The 15442-nt window shown below is 65.2% G+C and carries 14 protein-coding genes; 5 read left to right on the top strand and 9 right to left on the bottom strand.

Annotated elements, in window-relative coordinates; genetic code table 11:
- Positions 1-318: 318 nt before the first annotated feature.
- The 3 genes from erpA to clcA form a co-directional block, all read right to left on the bottom strand.
- Entirely contained in the window at positions 319-669 is a 351-nt protein-coding gene (erpA, locus tag BN1132_RS11830) for an iron-sulfur cluster insertion protein ErpA (protein WP_010675554.1), read from the bottom strand.
- A 91-nt stretch (positions 670-760) separates the two neighbouring features.
- Positions 761-1453, bottom strand: coding sequence for a DUF6776 family protein (locus BN1132_RS11835; RefSeq protein WP_042077783.1), 693 nt, complete (start codon positions 1451-1453; stop codon positions 761-763).
- An 86-nt stretch (positions 1454-1539) separates the two neighbouring features.
- Complete coding sequence (gene clcA, locus BN1132_RS11840; RefSeq protein ID WP_042077784.1) at positions 1540-2934, bottom strand: H(+)/Cl(-) exchange transporter ClcA; 1395 nt, start codon at positions 2932-2934, stop codon at positions 1540-1542.
- Between the two features lie 224 nt (positions 2935-3158).
- On the opposite strand from clcA, the gene hemL reads away from it, so the two are divergent.
- Both hemL and BN1132_RS11850 read left to right on the top strand, forming a co-directional pair.
- Positions 3159-4445: a glutamate-1-semialdehyde 2,1-aminomutase gene (gene hemL, locus BN1132_RS11845; protein ID WP_042077786.1), complete on the top strand. Its 1287-nt coding sequence runs from the start codon at positions 3159-3161 to the stop codon at positions 4443-4445.
- A 204-nt stretch (positions 4446-4649) separates the two neighbouring features.
- Positions 4650-5465 (top strand): hypothetical protein, encoded by an 816-nt coding sequence (locus tag BN1132_RS11850; protein WP_042077824.1) that lies wholly within the window; start codon positions 4650-4652, stop codon positions 5463-5465.
- A gap of 19 nt (positions 5466-5484) precedes the next feature.
- Here the strand turns inward: BN1132_RS11850 and BN1132_RS11855 are convergent, their stop codons facing one another.
- A complete protein-coding gene (locus tag BN1132_RS11855) occupies positions 5485-6393 on the bottom strand; it encodes a sulfite exporter TauE/SafE family protein (RefSeq protein WP_042077787.1) in 909 nt (302 codons plus the stop codon).
- A 272-nt stretch (positions 6394-6665) separates the two neighbouring features.
- On the bottom strand, positions 6666-7349 hold the full coding sequence (locus BN1132_RS11860; RefSeq protein ID WP_042077788.1) for a phosphatase PAP2 family protein: 684 nt from the start codon (positions 7347-7349) through the stop codon (positions 6666-6668).
- A 209-nt stretch (positions 7350-7558) separates the two neighbouring features.
- Between BN1132_RS11860 and BN1132_RS11865 the strand changes: the two genes are divergently transcribed.
- Positions 7559-8074: a DUF2937 family protein gene (locus BN1132_RS11865; RefSeq protein ID WP_042077825.1), complete on the top strand. Its 516-nt coding sequence runs from the start codon at positions 7559-7561 to the stop codon at positions 8072-8074.
- A 42-nt stretch (positions 8075-8116) separates the two neighbouring features.
- Here BN1132_RS11865 and BN1132_RS11870 read toward each other — a convergent pair whose 3' ends face one another.
- Positions 8117-8998, bottom strand: a complete 882-nt coding sequence (locus BN1132_RS11870; RefSeq protein WP_042077826.1) for a LysR family transcriptional regulator — start codon at positions 8996-8998, stop codon at positions 8117-8119.
- 156 nt (positions 8999-9154) lie between these two features.
- Here BN1132_RS11870 and BN1132_RS11875 point away from each other — a divergent pair, with 156 nt between their 5' ends.
- On the top strand, positions 9155-9559 hold the full coding sequence (locus tag BN1132_RS11875) for an SMR family transporter (RefSeq protein ID WP_042077790.1): 405 nt from the start codon (positions 9155-9157) through the stop codon (positions 9557-9559).
- Complete coding sequence (locus tag BN1132_RS11880; protein WP_042077791.1) at positions 9547-9867, top strand: SMR family transporter; 321 nt, start codon at positions 9547-9549, stop codon at positions 9865-9867. Before BN1132_RS11875 ends, BN1132_RS11880 begins: the two co-directional genes overlap by 13 nt.
- Before the next feature lie 85 nt (positions 9868-9952).
- On the opposite strand, the gene gloA2 is transcribed toward BN1132_RS11880, so the two are convergent.
- The 3 genes from gloA2 to hrpB all read right to left on the bottom strand — a co-directional run bounded on the left by gloA2 (position 9953) and on the right by hrpB (position 15302).
- Complete coding sequence (gloA2, locus tag BN1132_RS11885; RefSeq protein WP_042077792.1) at positions 9953-10354, bottom strand: SMU1112c/YaeR family gloxylase I-like metalloprotein; 402 nt, start codon at positions 10352-10354, stop codon at positions 9953-9955.
- A 43-nt stretch (positions 10355-10397) separates the two neighbouring features.
- Positions 10398-12719, bottom strand: a complete 2322-nt coding sequence (gene mrcB / locus BN1132_RS11890) for a penicillin-binding protein 1B (protein WP_042077793.1) — start codon at positions 12717-12719, stop codon at positions 10398-10400.
- A gap of 129 nt (positions 12720-12848) precedes the next feature.
- A complete protein-coding gene (gene hrpB / locus BN1132_RS11895) occupies positions 12849-15302 on the bottom strand; it encodes an ATP-dependent helicase HrpB (protein ID WP_042077794.1) in 2454 nt (817 codons plus the stop codon).
- Between the last annotated feature and the right edge of the window lie 140 nt (positions 15303-15442).

The raw sequence follows: 15442 nt of genomic DNA on the forward strand, positions 1-15442 counted from the left end.
GTCACTTCATCAGACATTGACATCAAAAATTGTTTTTGATGCTCGATGCTGTGAGTGCCCACACAGATTGCTTGATTCAAATTGTTAAAGAGCAGGGTCGATAACTATAACCCTCACTGGTTTGCTTTGCAAGCCAGACCAGACGCGCACTGCGCCGTGCTGATGGAGGCGCATTATAGGGAACTGTTTTACGCTGGCAAGCAAAAACCCTGTGTTTTTTTGAGAAAGACGCTCAAGTGTTTAAATAACGTACAAATCGAGCAAGGCGCCAGCAAAAAGGGCCCCGATGGGCCCTTTTCATTCTGCTGTCGCGGCAAATCAGATGGAGAAACTGGAACCACAGCCACAGGTGGTAGTGGCATTGGGGTTGGTCACGGTGAAGCGGGAGCCTTCTAGGCCTTCGGTGTAATCCACGCTGCCACCGACCAGGTATTGCAGGCTCATGGGATCGATCACCATGGTCACACCGCTCTTCTCGACCACGGTATCCCCGTCGTTGATCTTCTCATCGAAAGTGAAACCATACTGGAAACCGGAGCAGCCCCCCCCAGTGATGTAGACCCGCAGCTTGAGCTCGGGATTTTCTTCTTCGGTGATCAAGGTCTTTACCTTGTTTGCCGCCGCATCCGTCATCTGGATGGGCAACGGGGCTTCTGCTACTGCACTCATTACTGACCTCACAACCGTTAAATCCACAAACATGGAAACCGCGAAATTATCCAATACCCGACCATTCAGTTCAAGTATTCACCATGCATCATTACTGCACGGCGGGGAGCGGGGCGGGTTGAGCCACCAGAGGCTTGAGCACCTCGCTCCACTCTACCAGCAGCTCCTGGGCCGGTTGACGGCCCTCCTTGGGGATGGTGATACGCACTCGATCCGGGATGAAACCTTCCGGCAGTTGCCAGTTGCCTTCGAGCAGCTGGAAGTAGCGCAGTGCATAACGCCCCTCTCCCACCTTCATGCCGAGATCCCGACTGCTCAGGATCTTGGGTTTGTCAGCCAGACTCCCTTCGACCCTGATCTGCACCTGTCCCCGAAACAGCTCCCGTTTCTTTGCTGGCTGGGTCAGCGCCAGACGATAGTGGTAACGGCCCGGCACGCTGGTCTCCTGCAGGGTCAGATTGTCGATGGCGACGCCCACCTGATCGCCGGTAGGGCGCATGATCCGCTCGAAGAAGGCGAGCTGGCGCTTCTGCTCCTGCACCTGAGCCTCCTGATCCTTGAGGGTCTGCTGCAACTGTTCGAAAGCCGCCTTCTGGGTCGCCAGCAGGGTATCCTTGACCCCCAGCTCCGTCTTGAGCTGGCTGATGGCCTTGCTCTGGCGCTCCAACGTCTCCTGCTGCACCGTCATCAGGCTGCTCTGGGCCAGTTCCTGCCGATTCCCGATGAGATAGCCGACAAGCCCTCCCACCACAAGCACCACCAATACCTTCCAGATCTGGGACATAGGGCCTCATCTATTACCACGCCATCCGCGGCCACTTTCCCTTCACTATATGCGACATCGTCTGATTGATGTGAACAAACAAAGGGTTAACCGGCAGTCACACTGCTTTCTCCCCGCTTTTGACGCGCCGCAAGCCGTAAAGTTCGCTCCAGGATCTGGGAATAGATGGGACGCCCCCCCAGCCATTGCGCCACCAGGGTGGCGCCTAGGGTGGTGATCATCATGGGCAGGATCAGCTGATAGTTGTCGGTCATCTCGGTCACCAGCACTATGCCGGTGATGGGGGCCCGCACCGTGGCGGCAAAGAGCGCCCCCATGCCGGCAATGGCGAAGGCACCCGGTTCGATGCCGAGCTCGGGGAATGCCGCATGGAACAGGTGGCCGAAGATCACCCCGAACAGGGTACCGAGTGCCAGGGTGGGGGCGAAGACGCCACCGGGAGCACCGGAGCAGAAACAGACGAGGGTGGCGATGAGGCGCACCGAGAAGATGAGAAACAGGGTGGCCATGGCGTAGTCATCCCCCATCAGCAGCGGAATGAGCTCGGTGCCACCGCCGGTCACCACAGGGGCGAACAGCGACAGCACGCCGAAGGTGCCCGCCACCAGCATGCCGATGGCGACGAAGCGGTGACGCTTGTTTTGATGCAGCGCCAGATAGCCGTCCTGGCAGGCCAGCACCAGCTTGTTGAACACGAAACCCAGCACGCCGAAACAGCCCCCCATGACGAGGAACAGCCAGAGCGCCTTCAGGGCCGGGGCATCGTAGTGGGGCAGGCTGATCACCGCACCTTGCCCCTTCATGTTCTGCAGCATCAGGGTCGCCATGACGGCGGAGATCCCCACCGCCTTGATGGCGAGGAAGGAGTAGCGAAACTGCGGTCGCATCTCCTCCATGACAAAGAGGATCCCCGCCAGCGGTGCATTGAAGGCCGCGGCCAGGCCCCCCGCCGCGCCGGCCGCCAGCAGGGCATGGCCGTGTTCCCTCGGCAGCCGGAAGATATCGGCCACCATCTTGCCGAGGTTGCCGCCGATCTGTACCGAGGGCCCCTCCCGTCCCAGCACCATGCCGGAGCTCAGGGTGCAGATACCGCCGAAGAACTTGACCGGCAGCACCCGCCACCAGCGCACCGGGCGCAGATCGTCCATGGCCCCCTCGATCTCGGGAATGCCCGACCCGCCCGCCTCCGGCGCGAAGGCATGGGTCAGGAAATAACCTATCATGCCCAGCAGGGCGCTGAAACCAAAGCCGATCAGGCCGAGTTGCCACCAGGGACGATCGGCCAGCAGCACGAGGCGCTGCTGGGCCAGCCAGTGCACGCCGGATTCAAACAATCCGCAGACCACGCCGGCCAGGAGCCCGACCAGGGCGGCCAGCAGCAGTACGAGGAGCGGCATCTTGTCCTGCCGGATCAAGCGTTGCAGGACGGGAGGACGAGGCGGCGCACCCGCCTCGCCGTGGGGGATAGTTTGTTGCACCATCTGAAACCACATTGAGTCAGCAAGATTGGAAGACACCCCGGACTCGGCTCGGCTGCCCAGCACAGGGCCTTTCTGCTATAGTCGGCCCGTTTCTTTTATCACGGGAGCAGACCGGGAGCCCGGATGGCGAGAGCGCAAAGCATACTCCTCCCGCCCCGACCTTGCCGAGCCGCAATCGGCCGTCTGTGCCCGGGTAACGACCAAAATCCCATTAAGGATGATCCATGTCAAAATCAGATCAGCTGTTTGAACAGGCCCGCCAGACCATTCCGGGCGGCGTCAACTCACCGGTCCGCGCCTTCAATGGGGTCGGTGGTACCCCCCGCTTCATCGATCACGCCGACGGTGCCTATCTCTATGACGTGGACGGCCAGGCCTACGTGGACTACATCGGATCCTGGGGCCCCATGCTGCTGGGTCACAACCACCCGGCCATCAAGGCCGCCGTCATCAAGGCGGTGGAAAAGGGGCTGAGCTACGGTGCCCCCACCGAGATCGAGGTGCTGATGGCCGAGAAGGTGCGCCAGATCGTGCCCTCCATGGAGCAGGTTCGGATGGTCAACTCCGGCACCGAGGCCACCATGAGCGCCATCCGCCTGGCACGCGGCTATACGGGCCGCGACAAGATCGTCAAGTTTGAAGGCTGCTATCACGGTCACGCCGACTCCCTGCTGGTCAAGGCCGGCTCCGGCGCCCTGACCCTGGGCCAGCCCAACAGCCCGGGCGTGCCGGCCGACTTCGCCAAGCACACTCTCACCTGTGTCTATAACGATCTGGACTCGGTGCGCGAGGCCTTCACCCAGTACGGCAGCGAGATCGCCTGCATCATCGTCGAGCCGGTGGCGGGCAACATGAACTGCATCACGCCGGTCCCCGGCTTCCTGGAAGGGCTGCGCGCCATCTGCGACGAATTCGGCGCCCTGCTGATCCTGGACGAGGTGATGACCGGCTTCCGCGTCTCCCTGCGCGGCGCCCAGGGCCACTACAACATCGATCCGGACCTCACCACCCTCGGCAAGATCATCGGCGCCGGCATGCCGGTGGGCGCCTTCGGCGGCAAGAAGAAGGTGATGCAGCACATAGCCCCGACCGGTCCCGTCTATCAGGCGGGCACCCTCTCCGGCAACCCGGTGGCCATGGCCGCCGGCCTCGCCATGCTGGATCTGCTGCTGGAACCGGGTCTCTATGATCGGCTGAGCGCCAAGACGGCGCGGGTTGCAGAAGGGCTCAAGGCCGCCGCCGCCAAGCACGGCATTCCGCTCGCCATCACCTATGTGGGCGGCATGTTCGGCTTCTTCTTCACCGAAGAGCCCGAGATCACCCGCTATGAGCAGGTGACCCGCTGTGACATGGAACGCTTCAAGCGCTTCTACCATCTGATGCTGGAGGAGGGTGTCTATCTGGCGCCGAGCGCCTACGAGGCGGGTTTCCTGTCCCTGGCCCACGGCGACAAGGAGATCGAGCACACCCTGGCCGCCGCCGAGCGCAGCTTCGCCAAGCTGGCGGGCTGAGCGCCATCCGAATGACAAAGGGCCCGATGGGCCCTTTTTGTTGCCTCGCCTCCGGGCTGGCGCCCACGCTCCCTTCTGGTGCAAGGGGACTCCCCCGGGCCAGGATTTGCCGCCCTCTGGTGCAGCCAGCGCCACCCAGGTTGTCATAAAGCGGGCCCACTATTTGCACTGATCCGTGCAGGAGCCCACTTGACCGAGGTGTGTATGGCAGAGATGAGCCCCATCGATGTGCTGCGGCGCTATCAGGAGTACGAGACCGAGCTGACCCCCCTGCTGCTGGGGTTGCTCACCCTCCCCCAGGAGTCCCTCAAGGCCTACTCCTTCGTGCAGGAGGTGCGAAGCCTGACGCCACACCAGACGAGCCCCTGCATCCAGGCGCCCATTCCGGCGGCCCAGGGGCAGCTGCGCGTGCTGGTGCAGGGCCACGGTCGCGAACTGGAGATCAACCTGCACCCGCTGATCGCCTGGCTGATGGGAGACAGGGAGCGGCGCCGCGCCATTCCCTGGTTCAGGGCCGTCTACGTCATCCTGAGCCTGGCGCTGTTTCTCATCGTCGGCACCCTGATCTGGCACGGCCTCGAGCAGCTCTACCTGCTGCTGTGCGGCACCCAGCAGAACCGGCTCGGCGCCTTCAGCGCCATCATCTTCCTGACCCTGGCGCTGGCGGTGTTCGATCTGGGCAAGACCATATTGGAGGAGGAGGTGCTGCTGCATAAGGACATCTTCCGCCACAGCGCCATCCGCCGCACCATTACCCGCTTCATCGCCGCCATCCTGATCGCGGTCTCCATCGAGGGGCTGTTGCTGCTGTTCAAGGGCTCCCTCGGCCAGGTCGAGCTGCTCTGGCCTGCGGTGGGGGTGATGGGCTGCGCCGTGGGCTTGCTGCTGGCACTGGGGCTCTATGTGTTTCTGGGGGCCAGGGCCGAGGCGGCGCTGGTCGCTTCAAGCCAGCGTCCCCCGACCGGGGGAGAGCAGGTGGGGACTCCGCTCGCCAGACGCAGGATCCGGCGAACGAGATAGCTGGTTTGGGTTGATGAGGTTAACCCGCATCTTCGGCCAGCCGGGGCTGGCTCTCGGGCTCTCCCCTGGCCGCCTTCCAGGATGCGTACATGGTCCAGGAGGTATAGATGACGATGAAGGCCACCAGCCATTTGAGCATCGCCATGTCCATGGACTGAACCAGCATGGCCGCCAGCACCACCCCGATGGGACCGAAGAGCGCCACCGCCAGCACCGCCCGCGCATCGAAGGCCCCCTTGCGGATGAAGGTACCCGCCGAGAAGACGCTGAGCACGGCGGTGGAGCCCATCATGATGGGGAAGGCCGCCAGCGGGTTCATCCCCAGCAGATAGACGAGGGTCATGCAGGGGGCAAACAGGCCGATGCCGACGTTCATCAGCACCCCGAAGAGGAAGTTGCCTGCCAGGGCGATCCCGAGCTTGTAACCGCTCAGCCCCATGGCCTCGCCGCCCAGGGGAAACAACCCCAGCAGACCCGCGAAGATGAGGCCGGCCACCACCAGCAGGGAGACCGCCATCACCAGCCGTATGGTCTGGCGATCGAAGGAGGCGACGTGGCGCGCCCCCCAGGCGGCCCCTGCCGCCGCCGCGCCCATCATGCCGACCAGAGTGAGGGGATCCACCTTGACGGCACCGATGAAGATGAGGGACTGGGTGACCGTCGGCAGCACGCACTGACCGTTGAGGGTGCCGGGCAACAGCCGATCGTCGATCAGCTTGAACTGCTTGTAGCAGGCGGTCTTCACCGCGAAGCTGCCGACCCCCAGAGTATCGAGAAAGTTCGCGACGAAGCCGATGCCCGCCACCGGCCAGAAGGGGGTGGGTTCAAGGGAGCCCTGCTGGCGTTTGTGCCACCAGGCGTGGATCAGCATGAAGATAAAGACCAGGGCACAGCCGATAAACAAGAGACGCAGACAAGTGACGAGCATAGGGAGACCTCCAGCAACGGGCGGCGATTCTAAGGCAGTACACGGAAAAAATCCTGGCCAGGATCAAGCTCTCGCCTGATGCAAACGTTTGGTGTCATCCATTTCCGTTGGCAGAATCCGAATGGCGCTGACCATACTTGTCATCAGGGCCAAGGCCCGGGCTCATCGGGCGTAGTCCTGGTCATTTCGCGACGACCACAGCACCGATGGGAGATAAGCAAAAGAAGGCGGGCCACCCCGCCTTCTTTTTATTTCTCGGCCTCCGGGTGGGCTCAGGAGATCCAGCGGGGCAGCCGGGGAGCAATGCGGTCGATCAACCGATCCGACAGGGGGCTCAGCAGCAGGGGCGGCAGGCAGATCAGGGAGAGGCAGAGGGCGCCGACATAGACATCCGTCATCCAGTGAGCGCCGGCGAGGATGCGGGGGGCCGAAAACAGGGGCACCATCAGCAGGGCGATCATGGCGGCCCGGCGCGGCAGATAGCGCAGGGTGAAGCCGGCGAAGATCATCAGGAACAGGGCGTGATCACCGGGGAAGCTGTCGCCAGCGGAATCCTTGGTCGGGATGGTGCTGAGCTCGGTCAGCCGCAGCGCCCCTGCCACCATCAGGGTGGGGCTGGGGCGGCTGACCGGCAGCAGGTGACCGAGCTGATTGATCACCAGGGCCGCCAGCAGCATCACGCATCCCATGGCCACCAGACGGCGGCGATCCTGCTCCCCTGCACGGAAGAAACAGGTGGCGAGGATCCCCCCCATGCAGGCCAGCGCGGCCAGATCGAACAGGCGGTTGTTGGTGATGGCCACCAGATCGGCCCAGCGGGGGGAGTGGCCGAGCCAGCCATTGACCAGTTGAAAGAGGGCGAGATCCCAGTGATCCCAGGGGCCATGATCCGGCAGGGCAGCCCAGCTGAAGGCAATCAGGCCACCGATCAGATAGAGAGGAATGAACTTGCTCATACCGACTTTTCCTTGGAAAAGCGCGCATTCTAGGTCAGTCAAAAGATGACATGAATCACAGAAATGTAAGCATTCGTGTCAAAAACGCATTCCATTGAATCCGCCCTTGCCCCGTTCTGCCCCCCTGGCCGGCAGAACGGGCACCGCCGTCTTGGCTCTCCCACGGCTTGCGGCTAGTATGGCCACTCCGTTCACTCAGGATGATGATGATGCGCAGCTACCTTCGCATGATGCTGTTTGCCCTCGGCTTGCTGGCTGGCGTGCAGATCCCCGGGATCGTCGATCTCTACTACCAGCGGCTGGATGCGCGCCTGCAACAGGCCAGCCTCAGTCTGGCACCCTTCCAGCGCACCGCGGATCAGCACTTCCAGGGCGATCTTCAGGCCCTGGTCGCCCACTACGGCGCCAGCCAGGATCCCGTCTTCACCCAGGATGCCGCCAGCCTGCAACAGCTGGTGAGCCAGCAGCGGCACCTGCAGCAGGAACTCGCCTTCCGGGACCAGGCCTGGTATCGGCAGCTCTCCCACCTGCTGCTGCGCGCCGATCCCCTGCTCTGGCAGGACACCCTGCACAACTACGGCTATGTGGTGCCGCTCAATCAGGCCGCCATCCTCTGCGGCGTGGCGGTGGGCCTGATGGCCTCCCTGCTGGGGGATCTGCTGCTCAGCCTCCTGGCGCTGCCCTTTCGCCCGCGCCAGCCGCTCTCCCGGCGCAGCCTGCGCTGATCCCCCTGGTGCCGCCATGTCCGGCGGCGCCCCCGAACGCGGTCATTCGAAGGGTTCGAGATAGGCCCCGATGGCCTTCTTGAGCCAGGCCAGCACCTTGCCATGGTGGGCATTTTCCGCCAGATAGACCCCGTAGTCGCGCCACTGCAGGCTGAACTTATGTTTCAGGGTCAGCAGCTCCCCCTGGCGCAGCTGGCTCTGGATCAGCGGTGACGGCAGCACGGCCCAACCGAGGCCGTCGAGCACCGCATCCCGCATCAGCTCGAAACTCGACAGCCCGATGTGATGACCGCCTATGGGCAGCAGGCTCTTGACCGAGAATTCGTCCACATAGGAGAGGGTGACCTGGGTATGGCCGGTCAGGTCCTGCTGCAATACCCGCTTCAGGCTGGCCAGCGGGTGGCTCGGGGCCACCACCATCAGGGTGCGGATTGGGTTGAGCACCTCGATGCTGAGGCCGCTGCGCTCCTGCTCCTCGGTGATGAGGCCGAAGGCGGCATCCACGAACCCCTCCTCCACCAGGGCGGGCAGCTCAGGCGGCGAGGCCAGCACCAGGGAGATGCTGGTGCCGGGAAACTGGTGGCGCAGCTGGCCCAGCATCTCCCGCCACACCGCCTCGGGGATGGCGTCATCCCGCGCCACCCGCAGCGCCACCTCGGCGCCGGAGGCATAATGCTCGCACTTGAGCTTGAGGCTGTTGGCGGCCTGCAGCAGCCGTTTGCAGTCGTCCAGCACCTGCTCGCCGATCTCGGTCAGCCGGCTCTGGTTGGCCCCTCGTTCAAAAAGTTCGACGCCAAGCTCAATCTCAAGCGCCGCGATCGCCGTGCTGACCGCGCTGCGACTCTTGCCAAGGCGGCGGGCCGCATTGGCGATGGAGCCACTGCTGGCTGATTCCACAAAGAGTTGTATCTGGTAGAGCTTCATGATCACGGCCGGGTGCTGGGTATCCGGCATTCACCTTATCTCGCCCGCAGCTGCCAAGGCAAACCGTCAGCGTCTGAGTTGTCGACGCTCAGCGATTCTGCCTCCTGAACGGGCTGCGGCTATCATGGCCCCGTCGCAGCAACAAGAGGACATGTTATGTCATTCAATCCCATGCTTCTGGCCCGCCTCTTCCTGACGGGAGCCATCCTGACCGAGGTCGCCGGCACCTCCACCATGGCCATGATCCCGGAGAACCAGGCCGGCTGGCTCAACTACCTGCCCATGTGGGCACTCATCTCGCTCTCCTACCTGTTGTTGGCCAAAGCCGCCACAACAATCTCCATTGGCATTGCCTTCGCGCTCTGGGAGGGGCTGGGGATCGCGCTGATCACCGTCGTCTCCGTACTGTTCCTCGACTACCGCCTGAATGCTCAGGAGTTGATCGGACTGGCGCTGGCCATAGTGGGGATTGTTCTGGTGACGATGGGTGAGCGCCACGAGGAGCCGGTCGCCCCCATGCACAGCGCCCACGAGGCCAGGGAGGTCCCATGCACCCGCTGATGATCGTGCTGGGCGCCGCCCTGCTGGATATCGGCGCCAACATGGCGATCAACCGCTCGCTCGGCTTTCGCCACAAGGGCTGGGGCCTGCTCGGCATCCTGCTGGTACTGTGCGCCTTCACTCTGCTGTCGGAGGCGGTCAGCACGGGCCGGATCGATCTGGCCGTGGCCTATGCCACCTGGGGCGCCATCGGGATCCTGGGTACCGCCCTCGGCGGACTGCTGCTGTTCGGCGAGCGGCTCAAGCCCGTCGGCTGGGTCGGCATCCTGGTGATGGCCGTCGCCGTGGCCCTGCTCACCACCGCCTGACCCCCAGTTGACGCAAAGAAAGAAGCCGCCCGGTTTGCCTGGCGGCTTCTTCTGTTTGGGGGACTGAGGCCTGAGCGGCACATCCCTATGGCTGCGCTTCGTAGAGCTCCAGCGGCAGGCCGTCGGGGTCGGCGAAGAAGGTAAAGCGACTGCCGGTCAGCTCATCCACCCGCACCGGCTCCACCTCGACGCCGTGCCGCTGCAGATGGGCGATGACCCGGTCCAGCTCCACCACCCGGAACGCCAGGTGGCGCAAACCGCACGCCTCCGGCCGGGAGGGGCGCGGCGGCGGCGCCGGAAAGCTGAACAGCTCCAGCTGGCTTCCGTCCGGCAGCGCCAGATCCAGCTTCCACGACTGGCGCTCGGCCCTCAGCGTCTCCGCAATGATGGGCAGCCCCAGCACCTGGTGATAGAAGTGGCGGGAGCGCTCATAGTCGCTGGCGATGATGGCCACGTGGTGGATGGCGTCAAACAGGGGAGTCGTCATGGGCACTCCTTGCAACACGGGCAGCCAGGGCTGCCCGTCGCAGTTAGTTGAAGAAACCGTTGAACCAGTTGTCCAGCGCGTTGACCGGGTTGGAGACCGGGCTGGCACAGCTCATGGGCTCGGCCAGACCGGCCAGCTTGGCCGGCACCTGCAGGCTGCCAGGGCAGTCGCTGGCCACCCGGGCCCCGCTCGCGCGGGAGAAGTTGGCCCAGCTCACCCCTTCCGGCATCTTCAGCCCCAGGCTGTTGACCCCGCGCTGGCTCATGTAGCCGCTGAACAGCTGGAGCGCACCGCTGGCACCGGTCAGCCCGGCCGGGGTGTTGTCGTCGCGGCCGACCCAGACGCTCACCAGCTCGTTGTTGTCCATCCCGGCGAACCAGGAGTCGCGCAGCTCGTTGGTGGTCCCCGTCTTGGCAGCCATGGTGGCGCCGGGGAACTTGGCGCCCAGCGCCCGGGCCGTGCCCTGGCTCACCGTCTTGGTCATGGCGAACAGGGTCAGCCAGCTCGCCTGGGGATCCGTCACCCGCTTCGCGGTCTCGTCATGCTGGTAGAGCTGGCTGCCATCGCCGTTCACCACGGCGCGGATCGCCGACAGCGGCTGGGTCAGCCCCTGGTTCGCGATGGGCAGGTACATCTGGTTCACCTCCATGGGGGAGAGGGCCACGGCCCCCAGCACCAGGGACGGATAGGGCTGGATCTCCTGCTCCACGCCGAGCTTGTGCAGGGTGTCCACCACCTTGTCCAGACCGACCTGCATCCCGAGGTTGACGGTCGGCACGTTGAGGGAGCTGGCGAGCGCCTCCATCAGCGGCACGCTCTGGCGGAACTTGCGATCGTAGTTCTGGGGCGTCCAGATCTGGCCGTCCTGGCCGCGGATGCGGATCGGCTGATCTTTCAGCGGTGTGCCCAGGGTCAGGCCGTTGGAGAGGCCGGTCAGGTAGACCGCCGGCTTCACCAGGGAGCCGATCTGGCGGCGGGCATCCAGCGCCCGGTTGAAGCCGGCGTAACGGGGATCCCGTCCCCCCACCATGGCCACCACCTCGCCCTTGTGCCAGTCGGAGACCACCATGGCCGCCTCCAGCTTCTTCTTGCCGCGCTGCTTCTCTATGGTGGCCAGCCCCGTCTGCACCGCCTGCTCGGCGGCGTGCTGGGCGATGGGATCCAGGCTGGTGAAGATCTTGAGGCCGGACTGCTTGAGCAGATCCGGGCCGAAGCGGCTCTGGATCTCCCGCTTGAGCAGCCCCATGAAGGCCGGGGTGCGGCCATAGCTCATCTGGCCGCGGGCGATGATGCCCAGCGGCTGCTTGCTGGCCAGCTCATACTCGGCCTGGGTCAGGCTGCCGTGCTCCATCAGGAGCTTGAGCACCAGATCCCGGCGCGCCTTGGCCCGGTCCGGGAAGCGCCAGGGATCGTAATAGGAGGGGCCCTTCACCATGCCCACCAGCAGGGCCACCTGATCGATGTCCAGCTCGTTGACCGGGATGCCGAAGTAGAAGTAGGAGGCGAGCCCGAAGCCGTAAACCCCCTGGGAGAAGTTCTGCCCCAGATAGACCTCGTTGAGGTAGGCCTCCAGGATCTCGTCCTTGCTGTAGCGGTAGTCGATGAGCACCGCCATGTAGGCCTCCTGCAGCTTGCGCCACAGGCTGCGCTCACGGGTCAGGAAGAAGTTCTTGGCGAGCTGCTGGGTGAGGGTGCTGCCCCCCTGGACGGTGCGCCCCGCCAGCAGGTTGGCCGCCATGGCGCGCATGATGGCCACGGGCGAGACGCCGCCGTGCTGGTAGAAGTCACGGTCTTCCGTGGTGAGCAGGGTGACCAGCAGGCTGTCAGGCACCTCGGAGAGCCGCACCAGCAGACGATCCTCCCGATCCTCGGTGTTGAGGCGATCCAGCAGCACAGGGTCCATCTGGGCGTAGCCGAGCTGACGCTGGTTCTCCAGGGACTGAATTCCCTCGAGCCGCGCCCCGTTGAAGGTGAGGCGCAGGCCGCGGGCGCCGTCGGCCCCGTCGTGGAACTCGAATGGACGGCGGATAAGCTCGATGCGGTTGCCGCTCACTGCGTACTCCCCCGGGGTGTGCGGCTGGCGCACCTGCTTGTAGCTCAGCATGTTGAGCTCGCGCAGCATCTGGGTCTGGGAGAGACGCTGGCTGGGATAGAGCTCCAGCGGGCGACTGTAGACCATCACGGGCAACTGCCACTTCTCGCCGTCGAAGCGCTCGCGCACCTTGGTATCCAGGTAGATGCCGAACACCACCATGAAGGCGCCCACCACCAGGGAGATCTTGAAACCAAGCCAGAACAGGGTGCGCCAGATGGTGCGTTTGGGCGCCGCCTTCTTGGGGGGGCTCTTGCGTCGTTGGGTTGCCATAAATCCTCTTGTTTTCCTACTCGTCATCTCGCATTCGCGAGCGGCCAGGGATGCCGGTTCCTGTGGTGGATCGGCCCTGTGCCTGGTCCATCCTGCTCTGGTCGCACCGGCCGGTCACTTTAGTGCCGGCTACTCCTGCAGCCCCATCTTCTTCTTGGTCACCCTGGTCGGCATGGCCTCCAGCGGATTGTCCGGCCAGTAGTGACGGGGGTAGCGACCCTTCATCTCTTTCTTTACCTGTTCGTAGGATCCCGCCCAGAAGGCGGCGAGATCCGCGGTGATCTGCAAGGGCCGCTGGGCCGGGGAGAGCAGCTCCACCACCAGGGGCACCCGGCCGTCGGCCACACAGGGGGTGGCGCCCAGCCCGAACATCTCCTGGATGCGCACCGGGATCGCCGGCGCCTGCCCCGGCTGGTAGCGGATCCGCACCCGGCTGCCGGTCGGCGCCGTGAAATGGCTAGGCAGCGCCTCGTCCAGCCGCCTTGGCAGCGGCCAGGGCAGGGACTGGCGCAGGATGTCGCTCATATCGAGCTTTTTCAACTGCTCCAGTCGGGTCAGGCCGCTCACCGCCGGCAGCAGCCACTGCTCGAGGCCCGCGAGCAGGCTCTCCTCGTCCATCGCGGGCCAGCCCTCGTCCGGCAGCCACTCGGCGGCGCAGCGCAGCCGGGCCAGCAGCCCCTCGCTGGCGTCGTCCCAGGGCAGCACGTGCAGCCCCTTGCGCCGAATGCCCTGCAGCAGGCAGCGTCCCTTCTGTTCGTCCGACAGCTCGGTGAGCGGCCTCTGACTCAGCACCAGCTCGCCCAGCACCTGCTGGCGCTCCGCCCGCACCCGCTCCTCACGCTCGTCCCAGTCGAACCACTGGCGCTCGCTCACCATCTCCGGCAGCAGGCGCACCAGCTCGTCCAGCTCCACCGGCTCGGCAATGAAGATGCGGCTGCCGCGCTCGTTCTGACCCATTTCGACGGCCACGAGGGCCCCCTGCCCCTGACAGGGATGCCCTTCTACCAGATCGCAGCTCACCCCGCCACTGAGCTGGTAGCGCTGGCCGCTGCGCAGCCTGCCGATGCGATCGGGCCAGGCGAGGGCACAGAGCAGGCCCAGCCACTGGCCCCGGGCGACCTCCTGGCGCACGCCGAGCCGCTCGAACCAGCGGGTGGCCCCCTGGCGCAGGGCCCCTTGCCGGCGGTGGAACAGCACGGAAAGGCGTTCGGATCCTCGCAGATCTTCTTCCAGCAGCGCCACCAGGAAAGCCGCATCGGCGACAATCCCTGTCAGACCCTCGGCTTCCAGCTCCCGGGCCCGCAGCAGCATGCGGGCGAGGCGGGGATGGGTACCGAACGCCGCCATCACCCTCCCCTCAGGGGTCAACTGTTGCTCGCCGCCCGGCTTCATGGCACCCAGGGTCACCAGCAGCCGCTGAGCACTGGCCACGGCGGCGGCCGGGGGCGGGTCCAGCAGCGGCAGCGCCTCCGCCCTGGCCCCCCACTGGGCGGCATCCAGGAGCAGACCGGTCAGCTCCTGGGTCAGGATGTCGGGGGGGCTCTGCTCGGCGAGGCGCTCCTGCACCTCGCCGCTCCAGAGCCGGTAGCAGACGCCGGGGCCAAGACGACCGGCCCGCCCTGCCCGCTGGGTGGCGGAGGACTTGGCGATGGGGCGGGTCTCCAGCCGGGTGACACCGCTCTTGAGATCGAAGGAGGCCCGCCGCTCCAGCCCGCTGTCGACGACCACCGAGATCCCCTCGATGGTGAGAGAGGTCTCCGCCACATTGGTGGTGAGCACCAGCTTGCGACGGCCCGCCGGGGCCGGATCTATGGCCGCCTGCTGGGCCGCCATGTCGAGGCGGCCGTAGAGAGGGGCGAGGATCACCTCGTCCGGCAGCCGCCCTTCCAGCCACTGCGCCAGCCGCTCTATCTCCCCCTGGCCCGGCAGGAAGACTAGGACGCTGCCATCGTGGGCGGCCAGCGCCTCCAGCACCACGGCGCCGAGCTGGGGCTCCAGCCACTGCTGGCGATTGGCGGGGCGATAGTGGTACTCGATGGGAAAGCCGCGTCCCTCGGAGCGCACCACGGGGGCATCCGGCAAAAGCCGCTCCAGCGCCATGCCATCCAGGGTGGCGGACATCACCAGTAGCTTGAGATCGTCGCGCAACCCCTGCTGGCTCTCGATGGCGAAGGCCAGGGCGGTGTCGGCGTGCAGGCTGCGTTCGTGGAACTCGTCGAAGATCACCAGCGAGACGCCGGTGAGCTCGGGATCCTGCTGCAGCATCCGGGTCAGCACCCCCTCGGTCACGATCTCGAGCCGGGTGGCGGCGCTGGTGCGGCTCTCGCCCCGCACCCGCAGGCCCACGCGCTCCCCCACCTTCTCCCCCAGCTGGCGCGCCAGGAAGCTCGCGATGTTGCGTGCCGCGAGGCGTCTGGGCTCCAGCATGATGATGCGACCGGGCAGCCGCTGCCGGCGCACCAGCTCCAGGGGCAGCAGGGTCGACTTGCCCGCCCCCGGCGGCGCCTGCAGGATCACGCTGGCGTGGCGGTCGATGGCGGCAAACAGCTCGGGCAGCACCGAGACGATGGGGAGTGAAGACAAAGCGGCGCGGACCTTCTGTGATGACCTGGAAAAGGCGTCCATTCTGCCACAGCCACCCGGCCACCGTAAGCGGCAGTGCCCGCCCCCTGCTGGCGGGCCAGGCGACACGGCAAGACATCCGGGGAGCAGCTGCCATAGAA

This window comes from Aeromonas sanarellii (assembly GCF_000820085.1).
GTDB classification, from domain to species: domain Bacteria; phylum Pseudomonadota; class Gammaproteobacteria; order Enterobacterales; family Aeromonadaceae; genus Aeromonas; species Aeromonas sanarellii.

Coding starts and splice junctions, on each gene's coding strand:
- erpA (WP_010675554.1), bottom strand. CDS start 669: ATGAGTGCAGTAGCAGAAGCCCCGTTGCCCATCCAGATGACGGATGCG.
- BN1132_RS11835 (WP_042077783.1), bottom strand. CDS start 1,453: ATGTCCCAGATCTGGAAGGTATTGGTGGTGCTTGTGGTGGGAGGGCTT.
- clcA (WP_042077784.1), bottom strand. CDS start 2,934: ATGGTGCAACAAACTATCCCCCACGGCGAGGCGGGTGCGCCGCCTCGT.
- hemL (WP_042077786.1), top strand. CDS start 3,159: ATGTCAAAATCAGATCAGCTGTTTGAACAGGCCCGCCAGACCATTCCG.
- BN1132_RS11850 (WP_042077824.1), top strand. CDS start 4,650: ATGGCAGAGATGAGCCCCATCGATGTGCTGCGGCGCTATCAGGAGTAC.
- BN1132_RS11855 (WP_042077787.1), bottom strand. CDS start 6,393: ATGCTCGTCACTTGTCTGCGTCTCTTGTTTATCGGCTGTGCCCTGGTC.
- BN1132_RS11860 (WP_042077788.1), bottom strand. CDS start 7,349: ATGAGCAAGTTCATTCCTCTCTATCTGATCGGTGGCCTGATTGCCTTC.
- BN1132_RS11865 (WP_042077825.1), top strand. CDS start 7,559: ATGCGCAGCTACCTTCGCATGATGCTGTTTGCCCTCGGCTTGCTGGCT.
- BN1132_RS11870 (WP_042077826.1), bottom strand. CDS start 8,998: ATGAAGCTCTACCAGATACAACTCTTTGTGGAATCAGCCAGCAGTGGC.
- BN1132_RS11875 (WP_042077790.1), top strand. CDS start 9,155: ATGTCATTCAATCCCATGCTTCTGGCCCGCCTCTTCCTGACGGGAGCC.
- BN1132_RS11880 (WP_042077791.1), top strand. CDS start 9,547: ATGCACCCGCTGATGATCGTGCTGGGCGCCGCCCTGCTGGATATCGGC.
- gloA2 (WP_042077792.1), bottom strand. CDS start 10,354: ATGACGACTCCCCTGTTTGACGCCATCCACCACGTGGCCATCATCGCC.
- mrcB (WP_042077793.1), bottom strand. CDS start 12,719: ATGGCAACCCAACGACGCAAGAGCCCCCCCAAGAAGGCGGCGCCCAAA.